A 17722-nucleotide genomic window follows, 5' to 3' on the forward strand; every position below is an offset into this window, starting at 1 on the left:
GAATGCACAGACCCTAGTTGCTTGGGATAAGAATATCCATCAGTTCGGGCATCGGTTTTAAATCTTCATCAACCAGTGGAAAGTCGTTTTTGTAATTCCAGTGGGCCCAGGCAATGTCATGCTCGTCGAAGATGCTGATCATATCGCGATACCACTGTTGCCGAAGCGCTAGTTCAGTGGTTGGAAATGCACCAAATTCACCGCAATAGAGTTTCAACCCTGCTTTGTTGGCTACTTCTACCGCCTGAGCGATGTGGTTGAACATGATGTCTCGGTCGAACTCGCCATTAGAGCCGCGCAGCTGATCGGCGAGTTGCGTTGGCAATGCTGCTAAATCGTCATCGGCAATGGTCTGGCCTGGGTAATGTACTGGGCCGTGGTAATCCTTGGTGAAGGTCCACGGCGACTCGTAATGGGTGAAGTTAAACGGTGTGTAGTAATGAAAGCTAAGAATAATATTGGGGTCGTTTTTGGGGATTTGCAGCGCGGCAAAGGTCTCCACTTGCTGCCAACGATTTGAGCCCATGATGATGGAGCGATTTGGCTCTAGCTTGCGAATTTCGGCAACCACCCAATTAATCAATTTGTTCCAGTCTTCATTATTATCGGCAACCGCCTCATTCAACGGTTCGTAGGCAACCCGATCAATCGGGTATTGCTTGAGCTCTGCCGATAGCGCTTGCCATGATTTAATAAATTGCTGTTGCGCCGCTTGGTCGGTCCAAATCTTTTGTGAGTCTGGCCGGTTAAAGTGGTGAGCTCGCAACACATGCAAATCAACAATGACGTTGAGGTTGTGCTTCAGCCCCCATTGAACACCGTTGTGCAGCAACTCAAATGCTTGCTCGTCGCGATTACCTTGCTCATCCCACAAATGTTCTTCGTCGACCGGCAGCCGGACATGGTCAAAGCCCATCTCGGCAATGAGTTTAAAATCATGCTCTTGCATGTATTGTTGCCGCTCAACGCCGCGCTTGTCCGATTGCGAAATCCAGTGACTGGCATTGACGCCTCGGTCAAGGGTGAAATTGTTGGCGGTATACTCAGACACTGCTGGCTGGCTACTGCTAGGAGTAGAGTCAGAACAGCCGCTCAGTAAACCCAAACAGGCGAGCGACATGATGGCCAAACAGCGCACAGCAGTTGAATAACCGATAGTTAAGGAACAGATAGTGGGCATATCTCAAAGTCCTTTGTTGAAAGATTGAAAGCGTTTGCATTTTGGCGCTAACGACGCTGATTTGATACCCACAGCCGGCTCAAATGTGAAGCGGTTAACAATTATATTGTCAATGTGACAATAAGGCTGGCAAGGCCGTTGTTGCCATTTTGACAATTCATTCGCGCATTCATTGTTAAGCCATGTAGACTTTAAGCTAAGCAATTTATGGCCATATCACACGCATAAGGAATCGCGATGAACCGACTCAAGAAAGCCTTTTTGATCATTGCTGGCTGCTACTTGCTACTGTGGAGTTTGACTTGGTTGGTCTCACCTGCGGTGACGCGACTGCTGCTAGCGGATTTGCTGGCTCCTCACAAAATTGAGTTGGACAACAACAGTACCGTGCGGCTCAATCTGTTGAGTTCCTGCGTTACCATTGAAGGGTTAATTTGGCGCAAAGATCAGCAATTGGCGTTCGAGCTGGATTCGCTGGAGGCGTGCTACAGCTTGCACCGCTTGGTGTTCAGTGAAGCCAGATTAAGGCGTCTGACGCTCACCGGCTTAACTACTGAAGTGCTGCTCAAAGACAATACATTCTCCATTGCCGGTGTCGAGTTAGGTTCATCATCAGAGCAAGCTCCAGCAGATGCCAGCGAGCAAACAGCGCAGCCAGCGCCAAATCCCCAAGGGCGGCGTTTTGGCCTCGCGGTCGCCGCACCAGAAGTGGTTCTTAATGACATTCATATTGATTTGCAGCACCACGACCAATCCCACGATGTCCATATTGAACAGCTGCAAATTGTCCGCAGTACCTATCAAGACGAAGTGCTGCAAAGTGAGCTCGAACTGCTGTTGACTCTGAACGATGCGCGACTCGACTTCGCTGCTGCGGTGGTATATGAGCCGCTGCAATCAACCGGCACCTTCTCCATTCAATTAGCCGACTTCAATCCTGCGCCCTATCAGTATTTATTGCCGGAAAACCTGGGGCAGTTATCGGCGTTAGTCGATATTGATTTGAATCTTGATGTGACCCGCAAGGGCGATATTTTTGAGATTAACAGCGACAGCAGTGCCATCACGGTGGCACAGGCAAACTACGCCGACGATGAAATGGAAGCGGATCTCGCCCGTTTGTTGCTGGAGCTAAACGAGCTATCGACCACTTTATCCATTGATGCGGCGACCGAGCTGCAAGTTGCTTCTGGGTTTGATTTGAGCCTCAACGGAGTCGAGCTGGCGTTAACCGACGGCTCCGGTCAATTGCTCAGCCTGAACGAGTTAGCTCTTGAGCAAAGTACGCTGTCATTGGTTGGCGAAAAGCTTTTTGTTGAGCTTCCTGAGTTGACGCTGGCGGAATTAACCGCTTCAACTCGCCAGCTTGATGAGCAAAACCAACTTGCGCCTTTGTTAAAGCTCGATGCGTTAACGGTATCGGGTACCCAACTGACTGAGTCGGCAGTGGCGATTGATGAGGTCGGGATTGGTGAAATTTTGGTTCAGGCCAAGCGCGATGAGCAAGGACAGTTGCTCTCGTTGGTGTTGCCGCAGCAGCCAACGAGCGAAGCGGAGGAGCAAGAAACGCAGACAATGGAGTCGTCCGCTACGGAAGCCAATGGCGAGCCGGTTGCAGCCGAACCCAGTCAAGCTTTTGCGTTCTCTCTGGGTAAGCTCAGCCTTGATACACCAGCGCAAATTCAGTTTAACGATGCCAGTATCAAGCCGGTACTGGCGAAGACGTTATTCATCGAACAACTTAATGTCACTGGGGTGAATACGGCCAAACCTGAGCAGAAAACCGATGTGCAACTAAAGCTCAAGGATGATGACTATTTTAGCTACCAATTGAGCGCCCAAGTCGCGCTATTTGGCGACAAGCTTGATGCCACTTTTGACACCAAAGCCACTGAGTTTCCACTGAATGAAATCTCGCCCTATGTTCGCTCGCAATTGGGCTTTGATATTTTAGCGGGTCAGCTTGATGTCGCGGCAGCTGGCGCCATTGAACAAAATATGCTGGATACCGAGTTGGTCGCAATGCTGCGCGGCGCAAGCTTTGATTCCGGCGATGGCGATACCAATAAGGATGAATCCAGTTCGATTGGCTCAGCGGTATCGTTGGATATGGCGCTTGGGATGCTCAAGGACGATGATGGCAATATTGAGCTGACGATTCCGGTGACTGGCGATGTCGCAGCACCAGATTTTGGCATGCAGTATGTGTTTGGGCTTGTGGTGCAGCGGGCGGTTATGAGTCAAGCCCAGAACTTTTTGTTGTTCGCTTTTGCCCCATACGCCCATGTCATTAAGGTGGGGATGGTGGCCGGCTCGATGGCATTGGAGGTCAGTTTTGAGGATTTACCTTACGCGCCGAAACAAATTGAGCCTGCGGAGCCACAAGCCAGTTTTATTGAGCAGTTCCATGCGTTGATGAGCGAAAAAGAATCGCTGCAAGTGAAAGTCTGCGGTGTTGCCAGCGGCAGTGAATTAGGGCTGGCAGCTGATAGTAAGGTCACTGACTCGCAGCGCGAACAACTACTCAAATTGGCTGAGCAGCGCGCTGCGGGATTCAAAAAAGCAGTGGTGAAAAAAGGTGTTGAATCGTCTCGACTACTGTTGTGCGTGCCGAGCTATGAACTCAAGACTGATGCCAAACCAAGATTAAAGCTATCGGTATGAGTTAGCTAAATAAAATCCTTGGCCAGCAACGCCAAACAAGCCAACGCCAGAATGCCACTGAGTGATTTCCAGAAGAATACCGGGTCACGCTCGATTAATGGCGCTGCTTCGTGGCGGTCGAGCAATTGTGGGTTTGGTTTATTCAAATCTTCAAGGAATTCAGAAAACGAGTCGGGACGGTTGTCGGCCACTGGTGAACAAGCGCGCTCTAACGCTAAATCAATCCAGTTGGGCAAATCGGAGCGCACGGTTCGCATCGGCCGGTAGCGCCAAACACTAATATCATCGGGAATTTGGTAGCGGCTGGCGCCGGTTTTATAGGGTAATTGGCCGGCCAGCATTTCGTACATCACGACGGCTAACGAGAATAAATCGGCCTTAAACGTCGCGGTTTGATTTAGCAGATATTCGGGGGCAATGTAATCGGCAGAGCCTTGCGGTGTGGCATTCTTTTCATGGCCAAAATGCTCTTCTAATCCCGCCGCCTGTACCGTGCCAAAATCAATGAGTTTCACGTGGCCGTGAATGTCGATAATAATATTTTCTGGCTTAATATCGCGATGAATCATGTCGTTACGCTGTAATGCGCGCAGTGCTTTGACGGTTTCTCGAATAATATCGCGCACTTGGTTGAGTGATGGCCGTGGGTTATCGACCATCCATTGCCGTAAGTTCTGGCCCGGCAAATATTCACACAAGTGATAGGCAAATTTGCTGCCCTCTGGGCGAGCGTGCATCCGCATAATATTGGAGTGGTCGAGCGATTTGCCGATCCACTCTTCTTTGATAAAGCCTTCGAGATAACTCAGATCGTCATCAAAGTGAGCCGATGGTGCTTTTAGCGCAAACTGCTCGCCAGCGCTATTTTCAACCACATAAACATGGCTGCGGGTGCCGCTAAACAACACATGACGAATGGTTAACCCATCAATCTTCTGGCCGGGCTTCATCACTGGCGGAATGGCCAGCTCCATGGCTAATTTTTTGGCTTCGCTGAGGCCTGCTTCGGGCAGATCATCGACTCGTACCAATAGTGCTGAAATGTTGTCATCGGACCCTGCTTGCAACGCCTGACGGCACAAGGTTTCGCTCAGTTGCTCTAAGTCGCAATGGCGGGCATTGGATAGCTGATCGATCAGGTTCTGGTCGGAAGTGTGGTGATACAGGCCATCGGTGGCGAGTATATAAACATCGCCTTCTTGCATCTCAAATTGCTTGGTATCGAGCTCTAAGTGAGAGTCGATTCCCAAAGCGCGAGACAAGGATTCGGAGCCACCAAAAGGCGCGAGGTGATCGCGTGTTAGACAGCGAATCTTGCCATCTCGCAATCTTAGCAGGCGGCTGTCACCGACATGGAAAAACCAAGCTTGGCGACCCTTGCCGACGAATGCGGTAAAAGTGCAGACATAAGCTTGCGAACGTTCATTACGCTGGTTGTGGCTGAAAAACCAATGGTTCAGTGGCGAGATCACCGAGGCGGCTGATTTAGCCACGCTCCACGCTGATTTGGTGGCGTAATAATCCTGAATAAACTGGGTGACTGCGGTTTGCGCCGCCACTTGCGATTGTTCGCTGACACTGACGCCGTCGGCAATCGCAGCGACCACGCCTTTACGATTGACTAAATGCGATGGCGGTACTTTGGCGGCAAAGGCATCTTGGTTGATGTCTTTATTACCCGCACAGGAGTAGCCACCTAGGGTCAGTTTCATTTGTTTCATCAGCAATTACGCTATATGCGACAGGGTATCTTTACCCTTAATAGTAAGAAGAAACGGGCCCGAAGGCCCGTGGAATTTAGTTATTTTTTTGTTTTTTACGTAGGGTATTCAAGTTGTTAGGCGCTCTCCAGCACTCTTGTTTTAGTTCACTTGAATCAGTTCAACCGTGCCGTCTTCGCGGACTTCGGCCATATGACCTTCTGGCTCTTCCATTAACAGCAAGCAGATGAAGCCAAGCACTGCGGTCGCGGCAATCACCAAGAAGAAGGTCGATGCGTCAACCATGCTGAAAATAGTCAGGTAAGTGACCGCACCAACGTTACCGTAAGCACCTGTCATACCAGCAATTTGGCCTGTGAGACGGCGTTTAATCAACGGCACTACGGCAAATACCGCACCTTCACCGGCTTGTACGAAGAACGAACACGCCATAGCACAAGCTACTGCTATCCAGATTGGCCAAGTGGCATCAATCAAGCTCATGGCAAAGTAACCTGCCGCTAAACCAGCCGTGAGGATAAGCAGGGTTTTCTTACGGCCAAATTTGTCTGAAATCAGACCGCCACCTGGGCGCGACATCAGGTTCATAAAGGCATATGCCGATGCAACCAAGCCTGCGATAACCGGATCTAAGCCAAAGGTGTCAGCGAAGAACAACGGCAACATCGAGACCACCGCTAGCTCAGAGCCGAAGGTGGCAAAATACAGTACGTTTAATACTGCGACTTGCTTGAATTTGTACTGGTGCATCGGCTCCACAGGCTTAACAAAGATTTCTTTGTTGACGCTGTAGGCTTTGTAAGAGTCATAAAAGAACAGTGCAGTGAGGGCAATGTAAATACCGTAAGCGGCTTCCATGCCGATCAGTGACACGCCATTTGGTGATAACTTCCACGTCAGCAGGGCTAGGGCAAAGTACATCGGTAGCTTCATCACGATCATGAACCAGAAATCGCCTTTGCTGGTCACTTCCATGCCGCCAATTTTCTTTGGACGGAAGTAGGTTGAGCCTTTCGGCGTATCTGACACCGTGTTGTAGTAGACAAAACCCCAGATAATGCTCAATACACCCGTGGTAGCTACCGCATAACGCCAGCCTTCGTCACCGCCATACCAAAGGGCGATGATGGGTAATAACATTGAGCCAGCAGCAGAACCGAAGTTACCCCAACCACCGTAAACGCCTTCTGCGGTGCCGAGTTCGTTGTGTGGGAACCACTCGGAAACCATGCGAATACCAATCACGAAGCCAGCACCGATGAAGCCCAGCAGCAAGCGCGATAATGCCGCCATCTCAAAGCTGTCGGCGAAAGCAAACATGAAACAAGGAATTGAACAGAGCACTAACAGCGCAGAGTAGGTTTTGCGAGGACCAAAGGCATCGGTCAACATGCCGATGATGATCCGAGCGGGAATCGTCAAGGCCACATTGAGGATCAACAGGGTTTTTACTTGGGCGCCGGTCAAGCCAAGGGTGTCACCAATGGCTTTGAGCAGTGGCGCATGGTTAAACCAAACGAAAAAGGTGATAAAGAAGGCGATCCAACTCATGTGTAGGATCTTCATTTTTCCTGTCAATGAAAACAGGTTGAATTTAGTTGTGTTGTCCATAGCAGGGCCTTGTAACTAATTGTCTTCCATTGGTTTTAATTAAAATGTTTCGGTGCGCTTTAGCTTTTTTATTGAGCGCACCTATTCAGAGCACCGTGTGATTTGGGGATAAATTACGCCGCGATCTCGACCTGACCATCACTGACCCGAACCGGGTAGGTGGCGATGGTGATCGATTCATCATCGAGGCAGACGCCGTCATTGAGGCGGAAGCGCTGCTTGAGCAGCGGCGAGGCAACATAGAGTTGGCCATCAACTTCGCCAATCAAGCCACGCGATAACACGCTGGCGTTGCCAAACGGGCAAATGTTGGAAATGGCGAATAAGTCGCCGCTACCGGCGACTTTGAAAATAGCGACGTGGTCTTCGCCGACCTTGGCGCAAATGCCAGTGTCTGGTACCAATACCGACTCATCGCAAACTGAAATCCAAGAATCACTCATTGTTATTACTCCTAATTTGCGTTGCTGTTAGTCGACTAATTCAATAGCTGGAATGGCTTGGCCGCGTTTTTCTGCTTCGGTAGCAGGGCGACGTTGGCCACGCTCTTCAACATATGCCAGGTTGTTGTCGCCATCTTCTGAGTTGATGAAGTGGGCGAAACGCTTGAGGCGCTCTGGGCTTTCGATGGTTTTCTTCCACTCACATTCGTAAGTGTCGATCACGCGCAGCATGTCTTGCTCCAAGCTGTCGCAAATACCCAATTTGTCGTTGATGATGACGTCTTTGAGGTAGTCCAAACCGCCTTCGAGGTTTTCCATCCACACCGAAGTACGCTGCAGGCGGTCGGCTGTATGGTTGTAGAACATGTAGAAACGGTCGATGTACTTGATCAGGGTTTCGTCATCCAAATCAGTGGCGAACAGATCGGCGTGACGAGGGCGCATACCGCCGTTACCGCAGAGGTAGAGGTTCCAGCCTTTGTCGGTGGCAATGACGCCGACATCTTTCGATTGCGCTTCGGCACACTCACGGGTACAGCCGGAAACGGCCATTTTGACCTTGTGCGGGGTCCGCATGCCCTTGTAACGCATCTCTAGCAAAATCGCCATGGAGACTGAATCGAGCATGCCGTAACGGCACCAAGTGCTACCGACACAAGACTTCACCGTTCGCAGCGATTTACCATAGGCGTGGCCGGTTTCGAAACCAGCGTCAACCAGGCGTTTCCAAATGGCTGGTAATTCATGGAGCTGAGCGCCGAACATATCGACACGCTGACCACCAGTGAGTTTGGTGTAGAGGTTGTAATCGCGGGCAATTTCGCCTATTACGATTAAGCCTTCTGGGGTGACTTCACCACCCGCCATACGCGGTACAACCGAGTAGGTGCCGTCTTTTTGCATGTTGCCCAAGAACACGTCGTTAGTGTCTTGCAGTGGCAAGTGTTCATCTTTCAGAACATACTCGTTCCATTGGGTCGCCAGCATTGAGGCCACGGCAGGCTTACAGATCTCACAACCGTGACCATGGCCGTGATCTTTCAGCAAATCTTGGAAGTTGGTGTATTTCTTCGAGCGGATGATGTCGAACAATTCTTGACGGCTGTAATCAAAGTGACCGCAGATGTTGTTGTTGACTTCAACCCCCATTTTTTCCAGTTCACAATTCAGTACTTGGCCAACCATGGCAGCACAGCCACCACAACCCGTACCGGCACCGGTACAGGCTTTTAGGTCGGCAACGGTATGGTTACCCGCTTGAATGGATTCGATTAAGTCACCTTTGGTAACGTCAAGACAGGAACAAATTTGCGCCGCATCAGGCAGTGCTTCGACGCCCATGCCGCCGCCGGCTTCGCCGTCAGTGACCGGCAAGATCAGGGTTTCGGGGTTTGCTGGTAGGTCCATGCCAGTGAGCATAATTGGCAGCAGGGTGCCGTAGTCACTGGTGTCGCCCACCATCACTGCGCCCAACAATTTCTTATTGTCAGCGGATACAATCAAGCGCTTGTAAACCTGCTCGGCGCCATTGCTGTATACATAGCTGATACTGCCGGGGGTATTGCCGTGGGCATCGCCGATACTACCTACTTCAACGCCGAGCAGTTTCAGCTTGGTGCTCATATCAGCACCTTCGAACGAGTCGTCACCACCGGTTATATGAGACACGGCCACTTTGGCCATGCTGTAACCAGGAGCGACCAGACCAAAGATCCGGTTATTCCAGAGAGCACACTCACCTATTGCATAGATGTCCGGATCTGAGGTCTGGCATTCGTTGTTAATGACGATACCGCCGCGCTCACCAATGGTGAGGTCGAACTGGCGCGCCAATTCATCTTGCGGACGTATACCGGCAGAAAACAGAATCATGTCGGTTTCTAAATGAGTACCGTCGGCAAATTCCATGCGGTAACGGCAGTCTTCACCGTCAGCAATGTTTTGGGTCGCTTTACCGGTATGCACTTGCACACCGAGCTCTTCAATTTTGGTACGTAGCAGTGAGCCGCCTGCTTCATCTAACTGGACTGCCATCAGGCGCGGAGCAAACTCGACAACATGTACTTCTAAGCCAAGGTTTTTCAGCGCATTTGCCGCTTCCAAACCGAGCAGGCCACCGCCAACCACAACGCCAACACGGCTTTGTTTGGCTGATGCGGTCATGGCTTCTAAGTCTTCAATGGTGCGATAGACCAAACAATGCGGTTGGTCATTACCTGGGATTGGCGGCACAAACGGATAAGAGCCAGTCGCTAGCACCAGTTTGTCATAGGATTCGACTTCACCTTTTTCTGTGGTGATGGTCTTTGCTGCTTTATCAATGCCAGTGACTTTGTCATTTAGCAGAAAGCGAACGCCGCGCTCGTCATAGTATTGCGGCGTGGTCATTGCTAAGTCATCGGCGGTGCTGCCAGAGAAATAGGCACTCAGTTGCACACGGTCATAGGCTAAGCGTGGTTCTTCGGAAAAGGTCACAATATCGAATTGCTCGCCTTGTGGATCATTCACTAAGGTATCGATGAATTTGTGGCCGACCATGCCGTTACCGACAACGACGATCTTTTGCTTGCTCATAGTTTGGCCTCTTGCGTCTGTATCTTGTTGTTTTGTGTGCGATGAAAGTTAGGTTGATTGGTAAGGCTTCCGACTCTGCAAGGGATGAGTAGTCGAAAGTGGTTTTGGTTACGTCGTTGGAACCGGCGGGTACTGAAATGGTGAATTTCAGTACGATTCGCACACACTTGTTATGGATTAAGCAAAACAGGTGCCAAACTCATTGATATGCTTTTAATGTATTTAAAATGCTTTTATTTCAGAGTGTTGATTATTGTTGCACCGAAGTGGTGAAGGTTGCTGAGGTTGTTTGATGAGATTTGTTTGGTGCAAATGTTCTGTTGTGGTGCATTGTGCTGGTGAGTACGAGCTGCACCGATTTGGATCATGGTTTGACAGGCAGAAATAATAAAGCCGTGGGCTGAGCCACGGCTTTATCATCAATATGTTGTTTCAGTTTGGCTTACAGGCTAGCCAGTTCCTGAATTTCAACGCGACCTTGTTGCAGTGAGCGGATGAAGTTAGCGGTGTGGTGCGCGCCGTTTTCAGCTGCGAAGGTACCGATGTCTTCGCCATCGCAAACCACGTTTTCAGCAACATCTTTTAGGCTCAAGCGATAGCTTTTGACGATTTGCTTGAAGCTCATGGTTCTGTTGCTCAAGCTGCTGTAGCAAACATCTTGCAATGCTTTTTCTACGACTGGATCCATAGCAGCTTTAGTCGGAGTAGAAAGTAGCAATGTGAAAGAAGTGACCAAGCCAACCAAAGTAGTGATAGTTAATTTTTTCATCGCCTTTTCCTCAATATTGTTAGTTGTTCCACTGAGTGACGAGTCCCCAATTGCCTAGCCATCAGTGTTGCAAAGGTGTTGAAGCGTTTGTTTTTTGCTTCGGATTAATTTGATGGGGTAACTATATTGATTTTTAGGTGATGTGAAAATATATAAAAACTAATGTTAAATATTAGTTTTAGATCTAGTGAAAATTAATATTACATAAATAACAATGTTTTACGTTGTTTTAAGATTAATTTAATTGAACAAAAACTTGTCCGAAACTCAATATTTAATCATGAAAAAAATTAATCAAAAAAACTAATTTTTAGGGTTCTGAATAAATTTAAGCCGAGACTGCATATCAATGCATATATGCGTCATTTGGTGACAATTTAGTCATTTGGGTAAATTGTGTGGTGTATTGAAATTATTTTGCTTATTGCAGGCTAATATAAAACGTCATCGCCGCTCTTGCGCATCCTTGCGCCCGCGGCATACCGTTCGTCCTGAACATCGCCGCTCCTGCGCTTCCCTGCGCCCGCGGCATACCGTTCGTCCTGAACATCGCCGCTCTTGCGCATCCTTGCGCTCGCGGCATACCGTTCGTCCTGAACATCGCCGCTCTTGCGCATCCTTGCGCTCGCGGCATACCGTTCGTCCTGAACATAAAAAGGCCAGCGAATTGCTGGCCTTTCCATCTGACGGTGAATGCGTTGCTAGACGCCCATGAAATCGAGCATGCCTTCTGCTGCGCCGCGCCCTTCAGCAATGGCAGTGACCACCAAGTCAGAGCCGCGGACCATGTCACCACCGGCAAACACTTTGTCATTGCTGGTTTGATATGGGAATGTCTGGGCTGATTCGGCAACCACTCGGTCCCACTTATCGAGGTTAATGCCAAAGTCGGCAAACCATGGCGCAGGGCTTGGCTGGAAGCCAAATGCGACCAACACCGCATCAGCCTCGAGAACATGCTCTGAGCCTTCAATTGGCTCAGGGCGACGACGACCGTTGGCATCGGGCTGGCCTAATTGAGTTTTGATCATCTTAACGCCTGCCGCAGAGCCATCGTCGTGGGTGACGATTTCCAGAGGCTGCAGGTTGAACATAAACTCGACGCCCTCTTCGCGGGCGTTTTGTACCTCGCGTCGTGAGCCAGGCATGTTTTCCTCATCGCGGCGATAGGCACAAATGACTTTCTCGGCTTGCTGCCTCACTGAGGTACGAACACAGTCCATCGCGGTATCACCACCACCGAGTACCACCACTTTCTTGCCGGCCATATCGATGTAGTCACCTTCGGCTTGCTCGTAGCCCATGACCTTATTGGTGTTCTCAACGAGGAATGGCAGCGCATCGTACACGCCTTGGGCATCTTCGCCGGGGAAGCCGCCTTTCATGTACTTGTATGTACCCATACCGAGGAACACGGCATCGTAATCATCGATCAGCGACTGGAATGGTACGTCTTTACCCACTTCAGTGTTGAGGCGGAATTCGATGCCCATGCCTTCGAAGATCTCTCTTCGCAGGGTCATTACTGATTTTTCGAGCTTGAATGACGGAATACCGAAGGTGAGCAGGCCGCCGATCTCTGGATATTTGTCGAATACCACAGCTTGCACCCCGTTGCGGGCAAGAATGTCGGCACAGGCCAAACCGGCCGGACCAGCGCCAACAATGGCGACTTTTTTGTCGGTCTTTACAACATTAGACAGATCTGGCCGCCAGCCTTGCTCAAATGCTTTGTCAGTAATGTATTTTTCGACATTACCAATGGTCACCGCACCGAACTGATCGTTGAGGGTACAGGCGCCCTCACACAGGCGATCTTGCGGGCAAACCCGACCACAGACTTCAGGCAGACTGTTGGTTTGATGGGCCAATTCCGCCGCTTCAACGATACGGCCTTCTTTTGCCAGTTTCAGCCAGTTCGGAATATAGTTGTGAACAGGGCATTTCCACTCGCAGTAAGGGTTACCGCAATCAAGGCAGCGATCCGCTTGCTCATCGACTCGCTGTTGCGTAAATGGCTCGTAAATTTCTACAAAATCCACTTTGCGGACGTCGATGTCTTTCTTGTTTGGGTCAACTCGATTGACGTCGAGAAATTGAAAGTTATTACTCATTTCAAAACTCCATCCACTTAGCGTTATTGCGCAACAACGCGTAATTCAGGGGTTTGTTGGGCACTGGTATTCAGTAATGATTCCAACGCCGCTTCTTTCGGCTTAACCAGCTTGAATTTGCTCAGTTCATTGGCGTAGTCGGCCAAAATAGCTGCAGCACGCTCAGAGCCTGTTAGTTCAAGGTGTTGCTCAAGCGTTTCTTTCAAGTGCTGGTGATGAATGGTCAATTCGCTCATATCAACTAATTCAACCATTTCGGTGTTGAGGCGCTCATCAAAGCGGCCATCTTCATCGTAGATGTAGGCAAAGCCGCCAGTCATACCGGCACCAAAGTTAACCCCGGTCTTACCAAGAATGGTCACGACACCGCCGGTCATGTATTCACAGCCGTTGTCGCCAACGCCTTCGATCACGGCTATGGCGCCTGAGTTGCGAACGCCAAAGCGCTCACCACCACGGCCTGCTGCATAGAGCTTGCCGCCGGTTGCACCATATAAGCAGGTGTTACCGACAATGGCTGACTTAGCGACGTCAAATTCGCTGCCTTTGTGCGGCGCAATCACCAGCTTACCGCCGGTCATGCCTTTACCAACGTAGTCGTTGGCATCGCCAGTGAGGAACATTTCAACACCGCCGGCATTCCACACGCCAAAGCTTTGGCCAGCGGTTCCCGTTAGGTTGATCCGGATTGGATCGGCGGCCATGCCCTGGTTGCCCCAGTGCTTAGCAACTTCACCACTCAAGCGGGCACCAACTGAACGGTCGGTATTGCGCACCGAGTAGCTAAACTCGCCACCAGTTTTGGTGGTAACTGCATCAAACGCATCGGCCAGCATCTGCTGGTTCAATTCAGCTTTGTCATATGGCGCGTTAACGTGCTGCCAGAATACTTCTTTACCTTCTGGTGATACCGGCGCTTCGAGCATATCGGTTAAATCGAGCTTGCTCTGCTTGGCTGTTTGGCCATCAAGCGCTTCGAGCAGATCGGTGCGGCCAATCAAATCGGTGAGCTTGGTAACGCCTAATGAGGCCATAATTTCGCGGACTTCTTCGGCAATGAACTTGAAGTAGTTCATCACCATTTCAGGTAAGCCAATGAAGTGCTCGTCGCGCAGTTTCTCGTTCTGAGTGGCAACGCCTGTGGCACAGTTGTTCAAGTGACAGATTCGTAGGTACTTACAGCCTAATGCCACCATTGGGCCGGTACCAAAGCCAAAGCTCTCTGCACCTAAAATGGCGCCTTTGACGACATCTAGGCCGGTTTTCAAGCCGCCATCCACTTGCAAGCGGATCTTGTCGCGCAAGCCGTTTTCAACCAGAGCTTGTTGGGTTTCAACCAAACCCAATTCCCAAGGCGAGCCGGCATACTTGACTGAAGTAAGCGGGCTGGCGCCGGTACCGCCGTCATATCCTGACACGGTGACCAGATCGGCATAGGCTTTCGCCACGCCTGTGGCAATGGTGCCAACGCCCGGCTCGGAGACCAGTTTGACCGATACCAGTGCTTCTGGGTTGACTTGCTTTAAGTCGAAGATCAACTGGGCCAAGTCTTCAATGGAATAAATATCATGGTGCGGCGGAGGTGAAATCAACGTCACGCCCGGTACCGAGAAGCGCAGCTTGGCAATGCTCTGGCTGACTTTCTTACCCGGTAGCTGGCCACCTTCACCGGGCTTAGCACCTTGCGCCACTTTGATTTGCAGCACTTTGGCATTGACCAAATAGTGCGGGGTGACACCAAAGCGGCCGGAAGCCACCTGTTTGATGTTTGATACCCGCTCGGAATTAAAGCGCGCCGGATCTTCGCCGCCTTCGCCTGAGTTGGAGTTACCACCCAAGCGGTTCATGGCGATGGCTAAGGCTTCGTGTGCTTCTGGGCTCAAAGCGCCGATTGACATCGCCGCCGTATCAAAGCGCGGGTATAGCTCGGAGGCAGGCTCAACCTCATCAATTGAGATTGGCTTGATGCCGTCTTTGAGTTTCAGCAAATCACGCAGTGAGGAAACGGGGCGTTGGTTTACCAGCGCCGCGAACTCATCATAATGTTTGCGATCGCCGGTGGTGACGGCTTTTTGCAGGGTGCTAACCACGTCTGGGTTGTAGGCGTGATATTCACCGTTGTGAACATATTTTAGTAAGCCGCCTTGATCGAGTTTCTTACGTGGGATCCAAGCAATGCGAGCGAGGTTGACTAAGTCCTGCTGGAAGTCGTCAAAGCTGGCGCCCTGAATGCGGCTAGAGACACCTTTGAAGCAAAGCTCGATGACATCATCATGGATACCAACCGCTTCGAACAGCTGCGAACAACGGTAGCTGGCAATGGTGCTAATGCCCATTTTCGACATGATCTTGTAAAGGCCTTTATTAATGCCCTTACGGAAGTTCACCAACGCTTGGTGTTTGGCAACCGACAACACGCCTTTCTCGGCTCGCTCGGCCAAGGTTTCATAGGCCAAGTACGGATAAACCGCGGTGGCGCCAAAGCCCAGTAACACGGCAAAGTGATGGGGATCGCGAGCGGTACCTGTTTCTACCACAATGTTGGTATCGCAACGCAAACTCTGATCCACTAATCGCCGTTGCACGGCGCCGGTGGCCATGGCTGCAGGCACAGGCAGTTGCCCTTTTTCAACATAGCGATCAGAGAGAATAACCATGACGGTGCCAGCGCGAGCATGTTGCTCGGTTTCGTCACAAATCCGTTCAATGGCTTGTTTCAGATCTTCTTTCGCTGGATCAAAATGAAGGTTGACAACCTGATGGCTGTAGTCGGCCTGATCCAATTGTCTTAGCTGCAGCAAGTCGCTGTACAGCAGTACCGGTGATTCGAACAACACGCGATGGGCATGGCCCAGCGTTTCGTTAAATACGTTCTGCTCCGAGCCGATACAAGTCGCCAGCGACATCACGTGATTTTCGCGCAATGGATCGATTGGTGGGTTGGTGACCTGAGCAAACTTCTGCCGGAAATAGTCATAGACACTGCGGCTTTTCGAAGACAACACGGCCATTGGGGTGTCATCACCCATCGAGCCAACCGCTTCCTGACCTTCTTCACCGAGCACCGAAACCACTTGCTCAATTTCTTCGTTGCTGTAACCGAACAATTTCTGATGAACCGCCAGATCGGCGTCATCGAGACTGCGACGATCCATTTCTTCGTCGTCAAATTGTTCAGGCGGTAGTAGACGCTTGACGCTTTTGTCCAGCCAAGCTCGATAAGGCATCCGGCTTTTCAAATCTTCGTCAATTTCGTAACTGCGCCAGAGCTTGCCGGTTTGAGTGTCGATAACCAGCAGTTCGCCGGGGCCAACTCGGCCTTTTTCAACCACTTCATCCGGCTCGTAGTCCCAGATGCCCACTTCAGAGGCTAGGGTAATGAAGCCGTTTTTGGTGATCACGTAGCGAGCTGGGCGCAAGCCGTTGCGGTCAAGGTTACAGGCGGCATGACGGCCGTTGCTCATGACGATACCCGCGGGACCATCCCACGGCTCCATGTGCATGGAGTTAAAGTCGTAGAAGGCTTTCAGATCGTCATCCATGTTCGGATGAGCCTGCCATGCCGGCGGCACCAATAAACGCATGGCGCGGAACAGATCCATACCGCCAGACAAGAACAGCTCCAACATATTGTCGAGGCTGGATGAGTCCGAGCCTGACTCATTGACAAATGGTGCTGCATCTTGCAAATCAGAAATCAGAGGTGACTTGAATTTGTAGCTACGGGCGCGCGCCCACTGACGGTTGCCTTCAATGGTATTGATTTCACCATTGTGGGCGAGGTAACGGAACGGCTGTGCCAGCGGCCAGCGTGGCGAGGTATTGGTCGAGAAACGCTGGTGGAATAAGCAAATTGAGCTTTGCAGGCGCAGATCAGCCAGATCGAGGTAAAAGTTTGGCAAGTCGACCGGCATCATTAAGCCTTTATAGACGGTCACCAGGTTCGACATGCTACAGACGTAGAATTGGTCGTCGTCAGCTAAGCGCTTTTCGATGCGACGGCGTGCCATATATAGGCGGCGTTCGACGTCTTCTTTGCGCCAGCCGGGGTTGGCATTAATAAAGACCTGCTCAATCGTTGGCAGTGTCGACAGCGCAATTTCACCGAGAATATCAACATTTGTCGGTACTTCACGCCAACCGGCTACTTCGAAGGTTTCTTTTTGAAGTTCTTCGGCGATGACTTGGCGAGACTGTTGGGCTTTGACCGGATCGGTATTCAGAAACAGCATGCCGACGCCGAATCGGCGGCTTAAATTCCAGCCTTTTTCTTCAGCGACAGCTTTAAAAAACGTTTCTGGTTTGGCCATCAGAAGACCACAGCCATCACCTGTCTTTCCGTCTGCTGCAATCGCTCCGCGATGCTGCATACGATCCAGCGCAGAAATGGCGGTTCTGACCAAGCGGTGGCTCGGTTGTCCTTCCATTTGGGCGATCAAACCAAAGCCACAGTTGTCTTTGGTTAGCATTGGGTCGTACAGACTCATCTAACTTCTCCTCGCTGGCTAAGCAAGCTTGTATTGTTCTGTTGGACAATTATTGCTCAAGTTGGTTTTATTACGATTCACGAGCAAAAATAGACCTTGAGGGAACCTGCCAAATTAATCTTAAAGTTGAGCTGGGTCAATAAAAATGTGATCAAAAGC

General features: G+C 50.6%; 9 protein-coding genes. 1 reads left to right on the forward strand and 8 read right to left on the reverse strand.

Annotated features, from left to right (window positions below):
• Positions 1-13: 13 nt before the first annotated feature.
• Positions 14-1051 (reverse strand): glycoside hydrolase family 5 protein, encoded by a 1038-nt coding sequence (locus IC617_RS17690; protein WP_191146318.1) that lies wholly within the window; start codon positions 1049-1051, stop codon positions 14-16.
• A gap of 366 nt (positions 1052-1417) precedes the next feature.
• On the opposite strand from IC617_RS17690, the gene IC617_RS17695 reads away from it, so the two are divergent.
• Positions 1418-3844: a DUF748 domain-containing protein gene (locus tag IC617_RS17695; RefSeq protein ID WP_191146319.1), complete on the forward strand. Its 2427-nt coding sequence runs from the start codon at positions 1418-1420 to the stop codon at positions 3842-3844.
• 5 nt (positions 3845-3849) lie between these two features.
• Here IC617_RS17695 and IC617_RS17700 read toward each other — a convergent pair whose 3' ends face one another.
• The 7 genes from IC617_RS17700 to gltB all read right to left on the reverse strand — a co-directional run bounded on the left by IC617_RS17700 (position 3850) and on the right by gltB (position 17563).
• On the reverse strand, positions 3850-5556 hold the full coding sequence (locus tag IC617_RS17700) for a bifunctional protein-serine/threonine kinase/phosphatase (RefSeq protein ID WP_224746109.1): 1707 nt from the start codon (positions 5554-5556) through the stop codon (positions 3850-3852).
• 150 nt (positions 5557-5706) lie between these two features.
• Positions 5707-7176 carry a NarK family nitrate/nitrite MFS transporter gene (locus IC617_RS17705; RefSeq protein ID WP_191146320.1) on the reverse strand — a complete coding sequence of 490 codons (1470 nt, stop codon included), beginning with the start codon at positions 7174-7176 and terminating at the stop codon, positions 5707-5709.
• A gap of 113 nt (positions 7177-7289) precedes the next feature.
• Complete coding sequence (nirD, locus tag IC617_RS17710; protein ID WP_191146321.1) at positions 7290-7619, reverse strand: nitrite reductase small subunit NirD; 330 nt, start codon at positions 7617-7619, stop codon at positions 7290-7292.
• 27 nt (positions 7620-7646) lie between these two features.
• On the reverse strand, positions 7647-10193 hold the full coding sequence (nirB, locus tag IC617_RS17715; protein ID WP_191146322.1) for a nitrite reductase large subunit NirB: 2547 nt from the start codon (positions 10191-10193) through the stop codon (positions 7647-7649).
• A 442-nt stretch (positions 10194-10635) separates the two neighbouring features.
• Complete coding sequence (locus IC617_RS17720; RefSeq protein WP_191146323.1) at positions 10636-10962, reverse strand: DUF3718 domain-containing protein; 327 nt, start codon at positions 10960-10962, stop codon at positions 10636-10638.
• A gap of 701 nt (positions 10963-11663) precedes the next feature.
• Positions 11664-13076: an FAD-dependent oxidoreductase gene (locus tag IC617_RS17725; RefSeq protein ID WP_191146324.1), complete on the reverse strand. Its 1413-nt coding sequence runs from the start codon at positions 13074-13076 to the stop codon at positions 11664-11666.
• A 23-nt stretch (positions 13077-13099) separates the two neighbouring features.
• The gene (gene gltB, locus IC617_RS17730) at positions 13100-17563 is read right to left on the reverse strand and encodes a glutamate synthase large subunit (RefSeq protein WP_191146325.1); all 4464 of its coding nucleotides are present in this window, start codon (positions 17561-17563) and stop codon (positions 13100-13102) included.
• Positions 17564-17722 lie beyond the last annotated feature (159 nt).

The sequence above is a fragment of the Neiella litorisoli genome (assembly GCF_014773395.1).
In the GTDB taxonomy this organism is placed as follows: Bacteria; Pseudomonadota; Gammaproteobacteria; order Enterobacterales; family Neiellaceae; genus Neiella; species Neiella litorisoli.

Bases quoted from the DNA above. Each gene is read 5' to 3' on its own strand.
- gltB (WP_191146325.1), bottom strand. From the start codon at position 17,563: ATGAGTCTGTACGACCCAATGCTAACCAAAGACAACTGTGGCTTTGGT.
- nirB (WP_191146322.1), bottom strand. From the start codon at position 10,193: ATGAGCAAGCAAAAGATCGTCGTTGTCGGTAACGGCATGGTCGGCCAC.
- nirD (WP_191146321.1), bottom strand. From the start codon at position 7,619: ATGAGTGATTCTTGGATTTCAGTTTGCGATGAGTCGGTATTGGTACCA.
- IC617_RS17725 (WP_191146324.1), bottom strand. From the start codon at position 13,076: ATGAGTAATAACTTTCAATTTCTCGACGTCAATCGAGTTGACCCAAAC.
- IC617_RS17720 (WP_191146323.1), bottom strand. From the start codon at position 10,962: ATGAAAAAATTAACTATCACTACTTTGGTTGGCTTGGTCACTTCTTTC.
- IC617_RS17705 (WP_191146320.1), bottom strand. From the start codon at position 7,176: ATGGACAACACAACTAAATTCAACCTGTTTTCATTGACAGGAAAAATG.
- IC617_RS17700 (WP_224746109.1), bottom strand. From the start codon at position 5,556: ATGAAACTGACCCTAGGTGGCTACTCCTGTGCGGGTAATAAAGACATC.
- IC617_RS17695 (WP_191146319.1), top strand. From the start codon at position 1,418: ATGAACCGACTCAAGAAAGCCTTTTTGATCATTGCTGGCTGCTACTTG.